The organism is Paenibacillus sp. Y859 (assembly GCF_056786405.1).
Genome location: NZ_JBXCIZ010000023.1, coordinates 1 through 20,314, shown reverse-complemented (window position 1 = coordinate 20,314; position 20,314 = coordinate 1). Strand labels below are relative to the sequence as shown.

15 protein-coding genes and 1 pseudogene are annotated in these 20,314 nt (G+C 37.1%); all 16 read left to right on the top strand.

All coding sequences use genetic code 11. From position 1 onward, the window contains the following. Nucleotides 1-30: 30 nt before the first annotated feature. Nucleotides 31-1,050, top strand: coding sequence for a uroporphyrinogen decarboxylase family protein (locus AC1TO8_RS23320; RefSeq protein ID WP_482057979.1), 1,020 nt, complete (start codon nt 31-33; stop codon nt 1,048-1,050). An 11-nt stretch (nt 1,051-1,061) separates the two neighbouring features. Continuing rightward, nucleotides 1,062-1,889 (top strand): MetQ/NlpA family ABC transporter substrate-binding protein, encoded by an 828-nt coding sequence (locus AC1TO8_RS23315; RefSeq protein WP_482057978.1) that lies wholly within the window; start codon nt 1,062-1,064, stop codon nt 1,887-1,889. Further along, nucleotides 1,874-2,713, top strand: coding sequence for a pyrroline-5-carboxylate reductase (gene proC, locus AC1TO8_RS23310; RefSeq protein ID WP_482057977.1), 840 nt, complete (start codon nt 1,874-1,876; stop codon nt 2,711-2,713). The genes AC1TO8_RS23315 and proC overlap by 16 nt, the downstream gene beginning before the upstream one ends. Next, complete coding sequence (locus tag AC1TO8_RS23305) at nt 2,713-3,480, top strand: VOC family protein (protein WP_482057976.1); 768 nt, start codon at nt 2,713-2,715, stop codon at nt 3,478-3,480. The genes proC and AC1TO8_RS23305 overlap by 1 nt, the downstream gene beginning before the upstream one ends. Nucleotides 3,481-3,690: 210 nt before the next feature. After that, a pseudogene (locus AC1TO8_RS23300) lies at nt 3,691-3,894 on the top strand (AAA family ATPase); the annotation flags it as partial. Between the two features lie 51 nt (nt 3,895-3,945). Then, on the top strand, nt 3,946-4,623 hold the full coding sequence (locus tag AC1TO8_RS23295) for an NAD(P)H-dependent oxidoreductase (protein WP_482057975.1): 678 nt from the start codon (nt 3,946-3,948) through the stop codon (nt 4,621-4,623). A gap of 922 nt (nt 4,624-5,545) precedes the next feature. After that, nucleotides 5,546-10,720 (top strand): sacsin N-terminal ATP-binding-like domain-containing protein, encoded by a 5,175-nt coding sequence (locus tag AC1TO8_RS23290; protein ID WP_482057974.1) that lies wholly within the window; start codon nt 5,546-5,548, stop codon nt 10,718-10,720. Nucleotides 10,721-11,354: 634 nt separating this feature from the next. Continuing rightward, entirely contained in the window at nt 11,355-12,623 is a 1,269-nt protein-coding gene (locus tag AC1TO8_RS23285; protein ID WP_482057973.1) for a DUF6602 domain-containing protein, read from the top strand. A 332-nt stretch (nt 12,624-12,955) separates the two neighbouring features. Beyond that, a complete protein-coding gene (locus tag AC1TO8_RS23280; RefSeq protein ID WP_482057972.1) occupies nt 12,956-13,660 on the top strand; it encodes a hypothetical protein in 705 nt (234 codons plus the stop codon). A gap of 15 nt (nt 13,661-13,675) precedes the next feature. Beyond that, nucleotides 13,676-14,824 carry a helix-turn-helix domain-containing protein gene (locus tag AC1TO8_RS23275; protein ID WP_482057971.1) on the top strand — a complete coding sequence of 383 codons (1,149 nt, stop codon included), beginning with the start codon at nt 13,676-13,678 and terminating at the stop codon, nt 14,822-14,824. Between the two features lie 607 nt (nt 14,825-15,431). Further along, entirely contained in the window at nt 15,432-16,757 is a 1,326-nt protein-coding gene (locus AC1TO8_RS23270; protein ID WP_482057970.1) for an SPFH domain-containing protein, read from the top strand. Continuing rightward, nucleotides 16,754-17,500: a hypothetical protein gene (locus AC1TO8_RS23265; RefSeq protein WP_482057969.1), complete on the top strand. Its 747-nt coding sequence runs from the start codon at nt 16,754-16,756 to the stop codon at nt 17,498-17,500. The genes AC1TO8_RS23270 and AC1TO8_RS23265 overlap by 4 nt, the downstream gene beginning before the upstream one ends. A 35-nt stretch (nt 17,501-17,535) precedes the next feature. After that, nucleotides 17,536-17,964, top strand: coding sequence for a hypothetical protein (locus AC1TO8_RS23260; protein WP_482057968.1), 429 nt, complete (start codon nt 17,536-17,538; stop codon nt 17,962-17,964). Nucleotides 17,965-18,017: 53 nt separating this feature from the next. Beyond that, a complete protein-coding gene (locus tag AC1TO8_RS23255) occupies nt 18,018-18,500 on the top strand; it encodes a hypothetical protein (protein ID WP_482057967.1) in 483 nt (160 codons plus the stop codon). A gap of 204 nt (nt 18,501-18,704) precedes the next feature. Further along, entirely contained in the window at nt 18,705-19,730 is a 1,026-nt protein-coding gene (locus AC1TO8_RS23250) for a phosphotransferase enzyme family protein (protein ID WP_482057966.1), read from the top strand. A gap of 264 nt (nt 19,731-19,994) precedes the next feature. Continuing rightward, a partial coding sequence (locus AC1TO8_RS23245; protein ID WP_482057965.1) for a helix-turn-helix domain-containing protein occupies nt 19,995-20,314 on the top strand: 320 nt, incomplete at its 3' end.

Genomic DNA, 20,314 nt, shown 5'->3' with positions numbered 1-20,314 from the left:
CCATTATATATTCTAGGAGGGAATCGACAGATGAGTGAATGGAGTAAGCAAGATAGATTTAAAGCGATTTTATCGGGAGAACGAGCGGATCGTCCAATTGTGAGTGGATGGCGCCATTTTATCGACAAAGAACAAAATGCTGATGATTTAGCACAAACTACAATTTCTTTTACGAAAAAATATGATTGGGATTGGGTCAAGATTAATCCAAGAGCGACTTATTTAGCGGAAGCATGGGGTAATCAATACGACTTTACGGATTATGAGACTGTATTTCCGAGGCAGCAAACAACTGTCATTGAAGCAGCGGCTAATTTATGGGATCTAGAAGTCAAAAAGGCTGCACATACAGCACCCTTGGCAGAGCATTTAGATGCGGTTAGGCAAATTCGTCAAGGGTTACCAGATACGCCTCTAATCCAAACGGTGTTCTCACCATTAACTGTATTACTATTTATTGCAGGCCGTTCTGCTTATGTTACAAAAACGGTGTTTGGTATTGAGCACCCAGTAACCTTGGAATCCTTGTTTAAGGAACATCGAGCGGCAGCACACCATGCGTTACATGCGATTTCATTAACCTTAGCTGATTATGTACAAGAGCTGCAGCAAGCAGGCTCTGACGGTTTGTTCTACGCAGTGACGGGTACAGCTCACCCAGGACTATTCGATGAAGCTATGTTTGATGAGTTCTCCAGACCCTATGATTCTATTGTCTTAGAAGCGGCAAGCTATGGCAAAAACATTCTTCATACTTGCGGAGCCCATGCCCAACCTGAGAAATTCAACGATTATCGGATTGATGGGATCAGTTGGGATACTATAGCCGAGGGGAACCCAGGTTTAGATGCAAATCTTAAAGCGACTAAAGTAGGTGGAGTCGATCATGGGTTGTTTGCTGTAAACAATATTGCAGAAATTAAGCAGCAGGCTGAAGAAGCATTGACGTTAATGAAAGATCAGCCGTTTATTCTTTCTCCCAATTGCGCAATTCCACTAAATGTGACGGATGACGCGTTGGAACAACTAAAAAAATCTGTATTTGAATAGGAGAAGAAGATATGAAAAAGTTAATGATAGTATTGATGATTGGTGTTCTAGCAGTGTTGACAGCTTGTGGTAATAATCAAGCGGATAATACTGGAGATAAGAAGAAGCTTACCTTTGGATTTGGTGTGGGAACCTATGAGGAACAATTTCGTCAATCGATTCTACCGATCCTAGAGGAACAAGGTTATACCGTTGATATTAAAACCTTCTCGCAAAACATGCAGGTTAATCCAGCGATGAAGGAAGGCTCTATTGACGCAAGTATATTCCAAAGTACAGTGTATATGGGGGCAATCAACGAAGAAATTAATGCGGATATGGTAGGAATCGCTTATGTGCCAGGTGCTCCGCAGGGTCTTTATTCCGTAAATCATACGACACTAGACGATGTTAAAGATGGTACAACCGTAGCTGTTCCGAACGATCCGGTGAATCAAGAACGTGCACTACGTATTATGGAAGAATTGGGTTGGGTCAAAATTAAAGAAGGGGCAGGCGTAGCTGATTTTAACATTAACAGTATAGAATCGGATAAATATGATATTGATATCAAAATATTGGACCCGGCACAAATCCTAGTTTCACTTCAAGATGTTGATTATGGTGTTGTAAACGGTAATTATATTGCTAATTCGGACAGAAAGATTACGGATGCCTTGAAAATTGAAAATACGCCCATGGAACATAGAATTATCGTATCGGTTAATAAAAAGGATGAAGATTCTCAGTGGGCTAAAGACTTGAAAGCAGCTTATGAATCTAAAGAGTTTGAAGAATATATTGTTGGAATAGAGAAATATGATGGTTTCATCCTGCCTGAAGCTTGGGAGAACAATTAATGAAGGAAGTGAACGGAGTGACAAAAGAAAAGATTCATTTTATTGGTGGTGGACAGATGGCGGAAGCTATCATTCGCGCATGTATATCCAATAACACCCTATCCGTTGACCAAATCAGTGTTTCAGACATTAATGAGTCCCGTCTCCAGTTTTTGAATACCCAATACGGAGTAGATACGGGGAGTTCGCAAGAGCATAGCTTGTCTACAGCACATATAATTGTAGTTGCAGTTCGCCCACAGGATGATTTAACTTCACTTGGACAAATCGTCCAACAATTCGCTTCATCTGCTGCTGCAATTGTATCGATTGTAGCGGGTGTGACGAATGATCAGTTAGCTGGTTATTTTGGAGCTAACCGGCCCATTATCCGGGTCATTCCTAATACATTGACTGATACAGGGTACGGATATAGCGGAGTAGCGTTAAATGCTTACGCGACTCGTGATCAAGTGGAGCATTTCTTACTCGGATTTGGAAAGGTACAATATTTGGATGAGGCATTAATGGATGTTTTCACTGGATTTGGTGTGGCTGGCCCTAACTATATCTATTATTTCATTGAATCTCTTGTGGATGCAGGTGTGCTTGCCGGACTACCGCGTGAGCAAGCTTGGAAGGTTGCACTGGAGAATATGATGGGATCGGTAGCTATGTTGCAGCAGACAGGGCTGCATCCAAGACAACTGCTTGATATTAATAATTCACCTGGCGGTGTCGGGATGCATGGCTTGTACGAATTGAACAACAGTGATTTCGCAGCTGGCTTGCAAAGAAGTGTACTAGCAGCCGTAAAGCGTACTACTGAGCTGGGAGTGAAATAATGATGGCAACGGTGAAATGGGATCATTTAGTACACTATGTCAATGATCTGGCCAAACCAGTTGAAATTTTTGGAGATCATGGTTTGATTGCTTTTAAGGGAGGTTCGCATAAAGATTGGGGAACCTACAATGCCTTAAGTTATTTTGGGCTAACCTATCTTGAGTTTCTAGGCATTGAGAATCTTGACTTAGCAAAAGCAACGGAACATAATCTTGTGGTGAAAGACGCGGTAAGACTTTTACCGGAGCATGAAATCTTAAGCAGAGTAGTTATCCGGACGGATGATATTGAAGAAATAGCTGCTTCCCTCAAAGTAGCAGGCTTATCACTATCTCCTATAATCGATGGTAAGCGTCTAGATAACGAGGGCAGATTAATAGAGTGGCGTATGATGACTATTGATGGCGACTGTCAAGGACTAGTCTATCCTTTCATTATTCAATGGAGCGGTACAGATGCAGAGAGATTGGAAAGACTAACATCATCTGGAGTCATCAAGCCCCATCCTGCGGGGCATGTCGAAATCGTGCGTGCTGTATTCCATGTCTCCAATCCTGAAGCTACCGCTAAACATTGGGGGACGATATTCGGACTTCCTGTAACAGAGTCAGAGGACGATACCTTCAGCCTTAAGATTGGTGATCAGTCGTTTGCTTTCGTACAAGGGGACGAGACCCAATTCAAGCAGGTCATTTTTGAAACGGATGCGATAGCACTACAAGGGAAGACCATTCAGATTGGTGATGGAGAATATATTTTCGTTTAAGGGTGATTCAATTGATTAGAGGCTTCCGCGGCTTTATGCCAGCGGGAGTTTTTTGAAATATAAGAAAGTATAAGTTTCACTTGATACTCTAATCCTTATATTTCCGCTGAAACGGGTGCCGTCCTTGAAAAAGGTCGGCGAAGCCGTTTCTACTTGTTGAGAGGAAAGAGGCTTAGTTCTCGCTTGGGATCACACAAAAGGTGATGTCCAATGAATATTACCTTCCTTGTTGGTGAAAATGGTTCGGGAAAATCAACAATACTGGAGGTAATAGCGTAACATTGTGGGTTTAATATGGCAGGTGGTGGTAGGAACAACACTTACGAGGTCGATGTTTCTCAATCTGTCCTAGGTGATCATATTCGTTTGTCTTGGATGCCTAAGATTACAAATGTGTTTTTTGAAAAATGTGATAATATAGCTGTTGAAGTGTGAAAGTTAAGAATGAGTAAAGGAGTTTATATATTGAGTGATCTAGACGTAAAGAAAAATGAGATTCTATCGGCGTTCCGATTTCGACACGCTACTAAAGATTTTGATCCTAATAAGAAAATAAGAGATGCTGATTTTCAGTACATATTAGAGACAGGTCGATTATCTCCAAGCTCATATGGCTTTGAACCTTGGAAATTTGTCATTGTGCAAAATAAGGACGTTCGTGCTAAGTTAGCCAAGTATGCATCAGGTGCTAGAAGACAATTACCAACAGCAAGTCATTTTATGATCATTCTATCGAGATTGCCGAAAGATATGGTTGCAAGCTCTGATTATATTCAGGGAATGATGGAGAATCTCCAGAAGTTGTCACCCGAAATTGCACAGGGGAAGCGGGCCACCTATGATCATTTTTTGAAAACAGGGTTTGCGATTGAAGATGATCCGAGAGTGATGTTCGAATGGGCTTGCCGTCAAACATATATTGCATTAGGTAACATGATGACTGCTGCCGCATGGGTTGGTATCGATTCTTGCCCAATTGAAGGATTTAATAGAGAGAAGATCAGTGATGTATTAGTTGCAGAAGGAATAATGGACCCTGAACATTTTGGTGTCTCTGTTATGGCTGCTTTTGGCTATAGATTACATGACCCAGCTGAAAAGACACGTCGATGTGCGCAGGAAGTAGTTGAGTGGGTGGAATGAAGCTGAATTTGATAGGAGATAAACAACGAGAGAAGAAAGTATTGCATCACAGATATTTCAATAATTGGTTTTGAGATTCGAAATAGTAGCGTGTGCTGGCGGTTGGAAGAATGCGGCTATCTAATTCTCTGAAATGTTGGAAATCGATATGTAAACTCGTGAGCAGGCATACATAATATCAATAATGGAGGTGCCGGACGTTATGAAATTAAAGATCGAGATATTTTTCGACCAGTTCAATATATTTATGCTTATCTAAAAATGAAACCTGAAGATTTTGATTGGGTTACTAGAAAAATAATTCATATGTGTGGATTACAATTTGAATCACTTATCAATAGGTTATTTGCTAACCGCAGATATCCATTAGGGAAGGAGCTCGCCCTACCTTTTAAAGGGAAATATCCGACCGTAGAGCAGAAATATGATCAGATAGGTGAGTTTAGGAAGTTGTGATGTGCTTCGGTGACGAATGAAGAGAAGAATCGAACGTTGAAGATGCTGATGGAGCGGATTATGTATAATCGGGTGGAGCCGACGGTTTGTTATAGATGAATATTGATACGCTTTTTATTACTGTCTCCTCACATGCTGAGTGCTGTGTGTTGTAAGGGAATAGTGTTTGAAGAAGCCTGACTGCCCGAGTTATCTTAAGTTCGGGCTCTATTTGTTAGCTTAAACAATGTACTTTAAAGAGTGCAAGGTATCTCCAAAGTTTCAACCTAACAAAAGTAAACGATACTTTTCACGAGCATTGGTGATATTGAGATCCGTAGAGATGGTATCAAGATTAACTTCAAGTTGTGGATCAGTCAATTTATATATGAGATGTGGGTTAAGATTGAAGGTCTCGAAGATGGATAAGATGCTTGTATATACTAAACAAATAGAAAGACTCCTAAATTGGTAGGAGTCTTTCTATTTGTTTGAATTAGGAAAATTTCGTGGATTTATATTAAGGGTTGGGCTATCATTACTTTGTAGGTATTTTGAACTGTATCTCAATCCCTATGCAGGTTGCTCTGTGAAAACGACACTGGAGCTATGTTTTACGGAATATTTTTTATGTGCCGCAAACGATAGAGACAGAAGGGTGATTAAAATGAGTTTAAAAACAGACATTGAAAAAATTTTTTCAGACAACACTGACTATGCAAAACCTAGTCAAGCAGTAAATCAAGCAAGTTCGCTTAATGCATTGTCAGGTGACTTATATACGGATTCGAAGCGATTTATTTATGAACTTTTACAAAATGCAGATGATTCTTCTTCTCAGAACAATGAAGCTATTAAAGTATGGATAAAAATTTTCGATGATAACTTAGTCGTTGCTCATTCGGGAAAACCCTTCACTAGTCGTGATCTCCAAGGAATATGTAATGTTAATAATGGCACAAAGAAATCTGATCTGACAAAAACAGGCTACAAAGGAATTGGGTTCAAATCGGTTTTTGGGCAATCTGATAAAGTAACTATATTTACAAAAGATGAATATTTTAGGTTTGATTCAACTTATTCTTTTGAGTGGGAATGGGAAGATTCAAAGATTATATGGGAACAAAAGAATGACCGAGAATTTCAGTTTCCTTGGCAAATAATCCCTATATATACAGAAGTGAAAGATGTTTCTGAGCCAATTAAAAAATTTCTCGAAGATATTGATGCAAATGTTGCAACGATAATTCAAATGAAGAATGTAAGTGAGACACGCCAATCGGTACAAGAGTTATCTCAAAATTTAAACATGTTTTTATTTCTTAAAAATATATCGGAAATCAATTTTGACATAACAGAATCAGTCACAGTTATAATTGATCGAACTGTAAAGGGTAAAATTACCTTGCAGAAAAGTAGCGGTTCAAAGGTAGATTGGTTGATAAATACAATTAGTTTAACAGTCCCTAATGATTTAAAAGCTGTTCTACAGGATGAGAGAAATATTCCTGAGAAATTAATAAATGCTGATTCTATAGAGTTGTCGTTAGCTGCTAAAGTTGGAAAAGAGGGTATCGTTAAACTTTCTAATCAAGAAAAACTATTATATTCATATTTACCAACTGGTGAAACTAAATATAATCTCCCTGTAATTGTAAATACAAGCTTTTTAACCACTGCAAATCGTGAATCGCTGCATGCGGATTCAAAATGGAATCAATGGCTATTTAAAATAATTGCTATTGAGATTTTTAAATGGATTTCAAATTTAGTGAAAACTGAGACTGGTTTTCAAGCATATCAATTAATACCTAAAGATATCAACACTACTGACAGCTTGGGGAAAAAGCTTAATGAAGGAATTAAGTATGCTTTAAAGCATATTCCATTTGTTATTTCAAAAGAAGGAAAATTACTTAAAATTGAAGAAACGATAGTTGATTTTACCTACTTATCTGATGAGTTTTTTATAGGAGAAGAACCCATCAAGAAATTCATTAATAAGGATAACCCAAAACAGTTTGCCCAAAAATGTGGCTTTTTTTCTGAGTTTAAAAGGCTTGGTTCTTCTTATTTTGACTGGAAGCAACTAAAGGCTCTCCTTACCTCAAAATTCTTCACTGATACTCATACTCTCCCTTATAATATTGAACTTATAAAACATTTAAAGAAAGCTTGTGAGTCCGACCAGAATAATGACATTTCAAAAGATGCACTAATAAAACTTCCTTTTATTTGGGATCATAAAAATCACATCAATTATCCACATCAAGTTTGCTTTCCGACAGCAGATGATCAAAACTGGGATAATCCTAATAGTGATTTATCTTTTTTACATCAAGATTTGCAGACATGGCTTCTTGAAGATTTAGAAAGTAGACATTGGCTGGAGAGCTTAGGAGTAAAAGAAAAAACAGATATTACCTATATAACCCAGACTCTTATACCGAATATAGATAGTTATATTACAGAACAGAATGCCTTGCAAATAGTTCGAGATTTGTTTAGTTTGTATCGTAATGGGGTTCTTAAAGAAGATTTGATAGGAAAATTATCAAAGCTAAAGTTGCTTACTCAAAAAGGTTCTTTGTGTCCAGCCAAAGATTGTTTTCTTTCAGATTATTATAAACCGAGGCTGGAAATTGAAAACATATTAGAAAACGATATCTTTGTTAATGAATCATATTGTTCAGAAACACTTCAAAAGGATGAGTGGAAACGATTTTTAAAAATGCTTGGGGTTCAAGAAGGGATTTTAACACCATCCTCCGATAAACTTTTCAGATCAGAATTAATTAATCATGGATTTAAAGGTGAATACGGTGAGTTATTTGATGTATTTAGATATGGTTTTAGTGTGGATTTTTTTCGCGGAATAAGAACTCTGAATTATATTCAATATACAGAAAATAACTATAAGTTCGCTTTCAAATTCTGGTCTGATTATATAGAGAACTATTCTCCGAATGACATTGAATCACTTGCAACTGCATATTGGGGTTACGAGCACATGCATGGAAGAGTATCCGGCGATAAAGTTGAAAACTATATTCCATGGTTTATTAACAACGTAGAGTGTATTCCTACTCTTTCAGGGGAATGTGTGACGGTATCGTCGGTATTCCTTAATACAGAAGAGATAAAAGCAGTTTCAGGGAAATATTTGAAGGTATTTAACGGACCTGAATTATCTGCAGACTGGAGAAATTTTTTTAATTTTAGAACAAGCTTCGAAGTGTCAGACTATTTAGATTTACTTAGTGAAATTTCATCGGATATTGATTTAAATGGAAGTGGAAGTGTTAAAAATGATAATTACAAAAAGATTCAATCTATTTACTCCGTTTTGTTAGCGCAATGTGCAAATTGGAGTACTGATGATATTTCAAAAGTTGAAGAATGGGCTAAGACGGGGCTATTGTTGAATACGAAAGCACAATTCACGGATTGCAAAACTCTTAATTATTTCTTAGATGGTAATGAGGCTATTTTTCAAGATCAGCATTATTTCATAAAGATCAGTGCTGAAAATAAAAAAAATCCTAATTTAGAAATATTCTTAAAATACTTTAATATACAATTATTGAGACAAAGTGAGTTTGAACTAATCCACATTCAAGAAGAAGAATTTTTGGATTTAAAAGAAAAATTGGAAACTATTATACTATATTTTAAAGTCTGGATTGAAAATGAAGATAATGATGATAAAACAAATAAAAGTTTAGAGAAACTAAGAGACAAGGTTGAGGCTTTAAATTTTTTCCAGGCTGAAGATCTTAAAATAACGTATAAAGGTATTAGTTTTATCAAGAGTGTGAATGTTCATTTTAATGAAACCAGCCTTTATGTAACAAACCCTTGGAACTCCAATAGTGTATTAATAAGGTTATCTGAAGTTTTGTGTAATTATTTTGACCTAGTTGGCCATGATAAGAAATTAGATTTTTTACTTAGATCCACTGTCAAGGAGATTCAAAAGTATTTTATACAGGAAGAGTTCAGCATGCCAGATGAACTTCTTGAATTGAGTCGTGATTTTGAAAATGAAATAAGTTCTTTTGCAGACATTGAGATTACAAGCAGTGAATATGATATATCTCCCGAATTCTATCATATGACAGAACATGATTATAGCCGACGGAAATATATAGAGGAACGCATTCCAATAGCGGTAGCTAACGTAATAGAACATCTCAAGGGATTACCGGAATACGAATGTTCGCATATTCATGGTATTGCAAAAAGTGTTATTAGTGGTATTACGAAAAATGGTAATGAGATAACTGTAGTAGCAAGACCATCAGATGCTGATAAAGTATTGATATTTTATGAATCTGAATTTGATGTTCTTGAATATGTGGATGCTGAACTTTGGTGCGAAGATGGAAGCACCCCGCCTAAACAAATTACGCTGGGGCAACTTCTGAAAAAAGCTAAAATTAATAGAATTCCTATTGAGAATATTGATATTAATGATGCTGATTTACAAACATTCCTAAGTGGACCTAAGTCTGAAGTGTTAGATTTTAATGCTATACCATATGGTCCTCATAAAATAGCGAAAATTGTTTCATCTTTTGCAAATACAAATGGAGGAACATTGATATTTGGACTTAAAGAAATTTCACCTACTTCAAATAAAATTGTAGGACTTAGTGCTGATTTTTATATTACTAATACTACGAAAAAAGCAATTTCTCTACTTTCACCGACACCTATGGTAACTTATGACTGGGTAAAAAGTGGGGGGGATTCAGTTTTTGTAATTAAAACAGAAAAAGCATCCAATGAAATATTGCTAGAAAATCAAAAGTATATAAGAGAAGGATCTGACAGCATTTTAGAAAATAGATCTTTTGAGGGTAAAACTACGATAAGTGTTTCAAATTATAAAAAAACGATAGTGATTATTATTGCAATAGAGAATTATGCTCATAGAGTAGAGAATCAAGTACCAAATGTAAAATACGCTACTAATGATGCAATGAGATTTAAAGAAGTATTGATAAAATCAATGGGGATAAATGAAGATGATATATATATGTATGTGGATGAACAGGCTTTCAAATCAAATTTAGAGTATGATTTACAAGGGTTATTTTATTCTTTATCAGAAAGAGATCGTTTAGTTTTTTATTATGTTGGACATGGTTTCCACGATGGTATATCCAATTTTTTATCAACTTATGATATGCATCCATCACATATATCAAAAACTGCGGTTTCATTACGAAAAATTTTACTTGATCCTTTATTAGCATCTAATTGTAAAAATGCACTTATTTTTATAGATGCTTGTGCGCAAAGCTTCAAGAATGAAAATGAACGTAGGCAAATCACAAATATCAATGATGATGAGATATTAATGCTTACCAATGAATTTCCACACTTCGCAACATTTCTTTCATGTCAGCCAGGGCAAAGTTCTTATTCAAGCGACGTCTTGAACAATGGAATATGGACTCATCATTTAGTGAAAGCGATAAATGGTGATGTATCAGAAGTATTGTATAATAATAAATATATTACTGACATATTATTAATGAAATATCTTTCAAGTTGTGTATCTGAATATACAAAAAAAGAACTTGGATATAATCAAAATCCCAAAGCGATTCTAGATGCAAGCCATGAAAATATTATTGCAGAAATAAAAAATTAATACCTATATATGGAATAGACTCATTATTTCATCCGTGATATCTACCCGGGGCATGTGGAGTGCGTAATAGGACTATGTCGAGTTGATACAGCTTCCTGTATTGTATATAACCTTTAGCAGTCGGGGAAAAGACTAGGGAAACAAGGCGTTGAAAGAAAAAAAGTTGTTTCAAATGATTTAGATTTGAAGCTGATGGATATATCCAGTGATATTTAACTGAAAATGCGCACGTTCAAGAGAGTGTCTTTTATTGGATGCTCTCTTTTATATATAGATATTCTAAAAAAGCCGATTGCCTGATTCATAGCGCAGTCGGATTCTTTGAGTTGAAAGACTGAAGACAACAATCGGAGTATACAGAGGGTGGACAACTAAATTACACTAAGCTACAAATGGATATTGCAATTGAGATGCTTAGGACACACACAACGAGAAAAGTTGTTGATATTACTGGGATTAGTGAGAGTACTCTTAAAAGAGAGCTCCGAAGAAGAAGGTTACCGGAAAGCTACATTTAAACTTTACCGAGCTAAAACTATTAAAAAGTATAAGAATATTATCATTAGTTCAGCAAACGTATGCTCTCTCTTTATAGTATACTGGAAGCATAATGCATTTGAGAGGTGGATTTAAATTGATTACAACAGTAGCCGATCTTTTGAATTCTCTTATGACCAAGGAGAAAGAATTACTGAAAAAATACAGCATAATTAAGCATGGTCCTACGATTGGCGATATGTACGAAGGACTTACCGCGAGTCTCCTGAATAAAGCTATATTTGAAGGATTAGATATACGAATTGTGTCTGGCAAAATACGAAATGAAGAAGGCACCTTTAGTAATGAAATAGACTGTATGATAGTAGAGGGAGAAGGCGAAGCCATTCCGTATACAGGCAAGTTTATATATGATCTCTCTCAAGTAATTGCAGTTCTAGAAGTTAAAAAAAACTTGTATCAAGATGACCTAATAGATGCCTACAATAAAATGAAGCAAATATACTCAATTACTGACCCTAGCAATGAATTGCTAAATATGAAGGCGTTTAGAGATGCATTTAGACATATAGTACAGAAAGAACTTCCAGACTATAGTGAAGTGACAGAACTACCTTTGCATGAGCAAATGATTTATCACAGTTTGTTAATCGAAGAAATGATGCCGGTTAGAATAGTATTTGGTTATTATGGATATTCGTCTGAATTTGCCCTAAGAGAAGCGTTTAATAAATATATAGAAAAGAACTCAGGTATTAAGGGATTTAGTCCAACCATCTTTCCAGATGTTATTATATGTAATAACAGTGTTTTAGCAAAGTTGGATGCTATGCCTTATATAAGTCCTCTAGATAGGGAAGGTAACTGGAATTTCTATGGTTCAACAACACATAATCCGTTTTTAATACTTCTAGAGTTTATTTGGACAAAGCTGAGCTATAGATACAACCTTAGTGATGATATCTTTGGCGAAGATCTTGATTTTGAAGCTTTCCATCCTTTTCTGCGGACTAAGGCTAAAAGAAGCGATGATAAAATAGGTTGGGAGACAAATTATATTTATATCCCGAAAGAAGGACTAGATCATGAGCCTTTATTTTGGGAGTGGAAGCCTGCGGAACTTGACGAGGTAGAGTGGTTCATAATCAATTGGCTTTGCTTACATCAAGAGCTTAATACAGAGGAACCGGGATTCCAAAAATGGTTGGATCAAAAAGGTGCAAAACTAGAAGATCTTATTAAGAGTCTTTCTGAAAAGAGACTGACTACTTTTGAAAAAAATACATTTCATTTGTTGACTGATCAGTGTGCGGTTGTTACTGTTAACGGTAAGTGGTATGCTGCCGAAAATAAATCAGGTAGACTGACCAATTGGGTTGAAAAGATGATGCAAGATAGAGATTAATAAACTGTATTTGTGTAAAACAACAGTATCTACGTAATAAAGAATGAGACTTTTTATTGCTGAGATACCAAGCTAGCCTATAAATTCTTTGTAATAGTTAAGACGATTCAGAAACCGAAGAGATTTTATTCAAGAGCAGGTTGAACTCCTTTGTGAGTTACATCCTGCTTTTTTTGGTAATGCTGTAATGTAGAATTGCTCATAATGGGTTGACAATCAACTATAAAACAAGGTCTAACTTTACAAATTAAAATAAATATAACCATAACTAGACAAAAACATAGTTTTGGTATATCTTAGTAGTGAGGATATCAACGATGGGGGACAATGTTATGAGTATGGAAATATATCAAAAATGTATGCTTCTTTTAGAGCAAAGAACAGTTATATGTGAAGGTATTAAAGCAGGATTTAAGAGACATCAGCTATACCTAGAACTATTTTCTGATATAGAAACAGATACTTCGAATCCCAAAAACCGTTATGACCTTGTTAACACGGAAGTAATTAATTCGATTAAGAAGTATCCTCACTTACAAATTGAGATTGAGAAGAAGAAATCGGGATTCCATCCCTATATAGTATTAAGAGAAAAGCTGAGAAATATATCTGTTCTTGTTTTACCATTAGCCACTAAGAAAGACATGTTTGACAGTGCAAGTACGTACAGAATAAATTTTTCTGTTTCAAATATTCCCAGGTTAATTGAGGAAGGATTACCTGAGGACTCTCCGGATATTGATATTCAATACCAGAGGGCAATGCACCCATTAGGTGTGGAGAATTATCCCTTTGGTCTGATTGTTGTATATGATCCTCACGATGGTTCAATCAGAGAGGGTGCGTTACTGCCTGATCATACGGACTGGATATTTTTAGAGGATACAACGAGTATGGTACTAAGCAATAGTCTAGACAATGTTAAGCCGATTAATGTGTATGAGGACAGTGACGATATCAAGATACCGTTCAAAGAGACAGCGTATCAAACTGATGAGGATATCCCTCTAAAGCTGAAATTTGATCCGTCAGTATGAAAGTAGGAAAGTAATATGATTAAGGAAGATCAGAGAATCATCCCAGCTAGATTTAAAGAGGCGCGTTTAGTAAGAGGTCTAAGTATTAATGAACTCGCGTCTAGAGTAGGCATTTCTAAACAAGCTATATCTCAATACGAGCTTGGAGAAAACGAACCAAAACCTGGTACGATGATGGGAATTATACGGGAGTTGGATTTCCCTAAGAGTTTTTTCTATAAGACTTATGAAGAGCATATCATAGGTAATACTTTCTTTAGGGCATCTGCAGCAGCAACGAAAAAAAACAAGGAAATTCAATACAATAAATCAAAGCTTGCAGGTTACATATATGATTATCTGCAAAAGTACATTGAATTCCCTGAGCTGAACTTACCTGATCTATCTTTATTTGATCAAGCTGATTGGGATGATGATTCTATAGAAATTCTCGCGGAGAATGTCAGACAGTTTTGGGGACTTGGAGAAAATCCTATCAATAATATAGTTAATCTTATGGAACGAAACGGTATTGTTGTTTTTTCTATCGATATGGAGAGTTTGAAAGTAGACGCGTTCTGTCAATCCAGGAAAGGGCGTCCATATATTTTCTTAGGGAATGATAAGGAGTCTGCTGCAAGAAGACAATTTGATGCGGCTCATGAAATTGGCCATCGCTTGATGCACAATCATATTCACAACCAGGATATCCTCTCAAGAGAGGAGCTCAAGATCATTGAGAATCAGGCTAATCGCTTTGCATCAGCATTACTATTACCCGCAAAGGCATTTGCAAAGACAGTTACTTCTACAAAGTTGATTCACTTTATAGAGTTGAAAAAATATTGGAAAGTATCAATCGCAGCTATGTTATATCGAGCTCAAGAATTAGGGATAATTGATCAGAGCAGATATACTTCTTTATTGAAGCAAATGTCGATTCACAAGATGAGATCAAAAGAACCGTTAGATGATGTGATTCCGGTTCCTAAGCCTATTCTGTTGAATAAAGGCATCAAGATGTTACTTCAGGATAATTTTAAAAATGAGCTACAAATTATCAATGAAAGTGGTGTGCCGCGAGAGTTTATCGAAATGCTTTGTACCATGGATAAAGGTTCACTTAAACTTAAGGAGATTGAGCCTACGCTTAGACTGATTGTTAGCAATCAAAAAGATGCATAAACCTCTTAGAGCCTGAAAAAACCCAGAGATATATGCATGCATATTGATTTTTACTGGTAGAGCTTCTTGCTATATCCAACTAGAAGCTTCCTGCTTTTTGGTTTTAAGCGAGTGTAAGCATCCTCTGAATTCTAACTGAACATGAATATTCAAGAGAGCGTCCCTAGCTGGGCGCTTTCTTTTTATATAAATATTCTTTAAATGCCGAATTCCTGAAATATAGCGCAATCGACTTTTTTTCGTTGAAGAGAGGAAAATGAATGAAAAAGCTAGTCGCTCTTGCTCTATTGTAAACAATGCATAATTCAACAAAATGAAGTGTTATAAAGTGAAAAAAGTCACATTTTCATCAGTGTCTTTTCAAATCAAGTGAGCAGTATACTACTAATAGTAAGTATTATCCCTATAAGAGGCTTATACTTAATGAGCTAATCTAGTATAATGGAGTGGAAAACTCTTCTGAATTTCGATTTGAGAGTTTGTGGAATTTGCACAGTTGACTAAAGGGTTATGAGTAATAAATGTAGAATACATACTTATAAGATTCGTTAGGATGAACTAGATTACGACATTTACAGACAAAACCTTATAAAGTGAGGAATTAGAAATGGCTCTTATTGATGTAATTAAATATGATGGCACTCCAGATGTCTACGCATGGAAACATCCAAATACGGAATTGGGGACATGGACGCAACTGATCGTGAGTCAATCCCAAGAGGCAATCCTATTCAAAGATGGAAAAGCGCTTGATCTATATGGTGCTGGACGCCATACATTAAGTACGGCAAATATACCAATATTGAACAATATCATCAATTTACCGTTTGGAGGAGATTCTCCATTTGCAGCTGAAGTATGGTATATCAACAAAGTGAGTTCTTTGGATGTGAAATGGGGGACGGCTAACCCGATACAAGTACAAGATCCCAAATATAATATTATTGTACCTGTTCGAGCTTTTGGTCAATTTGGTATTCGAATTGAAGACTCGCGCAAGTTTCTGATTAAGTTGGTAGGAACACTTCATGAATTCAACCAAGCGACATTAATTAATTATTTCCGTGGTTTAATTATTATGAATATTAATTCTATGCTCACATCATACCTGGTACACAAGAAAATAAGTGTGTTAGAGATCAACGCCTTCATCGGCGAAATGTCCAGTCATTTTGAATCGATTATCGCTCCGACTCTTGAGGAGTATGGCATCGAAATTCTCAATCTGTATATTCACAATGTCAACCTTCCGGAAGATGACACTTCCGTCGTACGGCTAAGAGAAGCTCTAGCACGCAAGGCAGAGATGGATATTATTGGTTATACATATCAACAAGAGCGGACCTTTGATACGTTGGAAGGGGCTGCGAAGAATGAAGGTAGCATGCAGTCTGGTCTCATGGGAGCGGGTCTTGGCTTAGGTATGGGGTATGGCATCGGAGGTCCTTTAGGTAATGAAATGTCGCAAATATCAAAAGTGATGAATACAGGGGACAAGACTCCATTACGTATGTGTATCAATTGTCAACATGAAAATATGGAAGAGTCCACATTTTGCAGCAGTTGTGGCAAACCTCTAGCGGATGTAATTAAGCAGGCTGCGATGGAAACTGTCGCTAAGTGCAACGTTTGTGGAATGACAATGAAAGAAGGCTCGAAGTTCTGTGTGAATTGTGGTGATAAATTTTACCCATGTCCGAAATGCGGTGCAGATAATACTGAGGATAGCCAAGAATGTGTCAATTGCCATGAAGCTATGCCCCGGCGATGTCCGAGTTGTAGCCAGCTAGTGTCTAGTAAAACTAAATTTTGCATGAACTGTGGTGAAGACCTCATTTTAAAATGTAGGAATTGTCAACATGAAGTGAAACCAAATCAGAAGTTTTGTCTTGAATGTGGGTGTAATCTTCTGGAAGGGGGTAACGCGGAGTGACATTAAATAGGTACGGGACATGGATTTCATTTGTCTTATACCTCTTCGGTGTGGTTTCTACATGGGTCACTTTTATTACATTACTTGATAGCAACGCTCTTTCAGCATCATTCTTTATTTCATTTGCAGCGGTACTTTTAGCCGAAACGGCACTGTGGTGTTATGTTCATTATTTGATCCGCAATCTAAATGATGTTAAGCGTATCATTCCCGGGTATGTAGCTTTAGGTGTTGTAATCGTAGCCTATTTGGGGGCAGCGTTCGTGTACGCATTCTTTAATGGGATTGCAGATCTTGCCTTGCGGTGGTACACACTAATTCATATTATAACCTTTGTTTGCACACTAATCGTTGGCGGACTGATTCTGTTATTCCTTAAATCTGTTAAGGTGCATGAACAAGAGACAGAGTCACAAATTGTACATTGGCATGAGATCGTATCGGCATTACAAGAATTGCATAGAAAAATGGTATCTTTGAATGTCCCACAAACGAAAGAAATGGAATCCATCATGAAGATGCTCATTGAGAAAGTCCAATATAGTGATCCGGTTACACCGAAGTCCATCGTATATATTGATCATCATCTACAATATAATATTTATTTATTGGATGAAGAAGTATCGGGGATCATTGCTGGTGCTGGCGATCAAGAAGTGGCATTCGAGACGATCATTCATCGGTTAGACGAACTTAAACATCAACTGATTCAGCGTAACGAACAGCTGAAGATATTGAAATAGTAGAACTGGAAATTTAGGCTTAGGAGGTTTATTTAATGAAAAAAGTGCTTGCCACTTTTATGCTGTGTTTGTCGCCACTCTTGTTACTCATATATGTTGCAGTCATTACAGAAAGCCCGCCGGAAGGAAATGGAGTAGGTTTAACTTTAATGGCATCCATTGTATTCCTAATTCCGGGTGCGCTATTACTTGTTTATGGCATCAGAATGTTAAGAAGACCTAATAAAACGTCGAACCCATATCGAGCGCAGGCTAGATCTGAACAGTCTAATTCATCAAAGTCGAATGAAGTGATTTATACATTGGACTTTGACAATCCAGGCGTTAATGTGAAGGGAACTGCGGTCTCTAATGAGCCGGTTTCTGTAGACTGCTCAGGTTGCGGATCTAAGACAACTGTAAATCCGAACCAGTTATCGGAATGCGAGTATTGTGGAACAATCGTAAAATATAAAGAAAGGTGATATTCAAGTACATAGGTTATGTCATGTGATTGCTTACGAAGGAGGCTCTTTAATTGAAAAAAACGCTTGCCATTTTGATGTTGATTGGCTCTTATCTATTACTACTCATGTTTCTAATACTGTCAGTAGTTATGTTGACTGACTTTCATATTGCTACATTTATCTTTGTCATGATAATCATCTTAATTCCCGGTTTGTTATTACTTTTTGGTAGTACCAAAATGTTAAAAGAACTCAATAAACCTACAGTGTATCATCCAGCTCAGAATATAAATGAGCAGTCTATCCATTCAGCTACAGGTCCCTCATTCGATCCATTCGACGCTAACTCGAGTAATAGTTATGTACAGGAACCACTTACAGATGAGGAGTCGAGAATAGAACAGACATTGAACGGATCGATTTCTCAAACGGTAGGTACTGTCGCTAAAAATCAGGTTTTCATAGACTGCCCAGGCTGCGGATCTAAGACGACTGTATATCTAACTCAAGTAACAAATTGTGATTATTGTGGAACAGCAGTCCAATATATATAGTGATTTTAGGTTTTGTACGGAAAATTCATAAATATCAATATGCAATGATTGAATAAAGTAAACTTAAATTGGGTGATGGGACAGCGACCACTAATGGTTGGTGTCTTTTTCTTACCATATTACCTAAGGCGCTTGAAAATTATATATATTCATAATCTCTTAATAACATAGAGTGAAAGGGTTGAAGGAATGATTGACGCCTTGATGAGGAAATATTGGCCTATGTGGAGTGGCTCCATCCGAGAGGGAGTAGGGGGGTGGAATAACACCACTTATTTTATTGAAAATAAAGACCGGAGCTGTGTGCTGCGTTGTTATGATACGCATAGGGACACTGATAAGATTGAATTTGAGCATGCTGTGTTAGAGTTGCTTCAACATGAATCGCTGAGCTTCAAGGTTCCTATTCCTATCAAAACGTTAGCGGGTGAGACGATTGTAAAGGTGGAGGATGGGAGTGAACGGTTCGCATGTCTCTTCGAATATATTGAAGGCGTGTCTCCGAAGGAGAGTAGTGCGATTATAGCTTATTCATTCGGTGAAGTAGCGGGAGAACTATCAGCTTCACTTGCGACGGTCACTCCGGGGATATCACCTGTTTATCGACCGTATTATGAGTTGCAGAATTCTTATCCCGTGTGTACTAGAGAGGTCGTCAATGACTTTTGCGAAAATCCACCGGAAGCATTTGATGATCTGCGTCAGGATCTGCATATACTTGGAGTTGCTTACAAGGAAATCTGTGATTCGCTTGCAGGTCTGGAGAAGCTGCCGCAGCAGCTTGTACACGGTGATCTTAATGAATCTAATCTGCTGGTCCATTGGGATAGTACTAATCAGGTCATTGCATTGCTTGATTTTGAGTTTTGTACGCTCGATGTCAGGGCGATGGAGCCAGCTGTCGTCATCTCGGGGCTTCTAGGTCATACAGAAGAAATCGAATCCGTTCGGCAATTTTGTACTGGATTTGGCAGCAGGGTTTGTCTATCCCCAGAAGAAATTGCTGCGATTCCTGTACTTATGCGTCTGCGCAAAATAGATGTGTTCCTTCATTTTTTGAGCCGCTTCTTTGAGGGAACGGATAAACCAGGAGTGCTACGTGAACAGGTGAGGTCACTGGTCACTGACCTTAACCAATTGGAAATGAGTCGGACGTGGATGGAAGAGGAGTTGAATTTGTTGGCTCGTAACAATGAAGGACAAAGTAATGCTGAAGATTATTTCGTTTAACTTCTCATACAATCGTGGGAAATTAAACGAAATATCCATTAAAAAGCCGCCTGGTAGGAGGTTTCGCTAAATATTAAATCAGAATAAACTTCAATTAACTTCAATTAAGTTTATCATTTTCCGAAAGAAGACTCCCACCTCAATGAATGTCAAGGGCGAAGGCCAATGAGTAGGTGGGAGATGAATTTCGGTTGGCGATAGCCAAATACTTCCTCCATATGATATAATAGAACAAACGTTCCTGATATGATGGAGGTATGACTCATGTTAGTACATAAAGCATACAAATTTCGTATCTATCCAAACAAAAAACAAGCAGAACTCATACATAAGACCATTGGTTGTTCAAGGTTCGTCTTCAACTTATTCCTTGCCAAACAGAAAGAAAAAGATGCCTATTGGTACATCGTTGAAGAAATGAAACAGAATGGTCAACTACCATCCAACAACTGGAAGGGTGCCTTTTTCAATAAATATGAGTCTGTCAAAGCTGTCCGTGAATTAAAAAAACACTATTCTTTTCTTAAAGAAGTAGATAGTATTTCCCTTCAAAAATCGGTCGAGAACTTAGCAGATTCATTCCA

What these genes read in the sequence shown, in the direction of transcription:
- AC1TO8_RS23320 (WP_482057979.1), top strand. Translation starts at nt 31, where the DNA reads ATGAGTGAATGGAGTAAGCAAGATAGATTTAAAGCGATTTTATCGGGA.
- AC1TO8_RS23315 (WP_482057978.1), top strand. Translation starts at nt 1,062, where the DNA reads ATGAAAAAGTTAATGATAGTATTGATGATTGGTGTTCTAGCAGTGTTG.
- AC1TO8_RS23305 (WP_482057976.1), top strand. Translation starts at nt 2,713, where the DNA reads ATGATGGCAACGGTGAAATGGGATCATTTAGTACACTATGTCAATGAT.
- AC1TO8_RS23280 (WP_482057972.1), top strand. Translation starts at nt 12,956, where the DNA reads ATGAGTATGGAAATATATCAAAAATGTATGCTTCTTTTAGAGCAAAGA.
- AC1TO8_RS23275 (WP_482057971.1), top strand. Translation starts at nt 13,676, where the DNA reads ATGATTAAGGAAGATCAGAGAATCATCCCAGCTAGATTTAAAGAGGCG.
- AC1TO8_RS23270 (WP_482057970.1), top strand. Translation starts at nt 15,432, where the DNA reads ATGGCTCTTATTGATGTAATTAAATATGATGGCACTCCAGATGTCTAC.
- AC1TO8_RS23260 (WP_482057968.1), top strand. Translation starts at nt 17,536, where the DNA reads ATGAAAAAAGTGCTTGCCACTTTTATGCTGTGTTTGTCGCCACTCTTG.
- AC1TO8_RS23250 (WP_482057966.1), top strand. Translation starts at nt 18,705, where the DNA reads ATGAGGAAATATTGGCCTATGTGGAGTGGCTCCATCCGAGAGGGAGTA.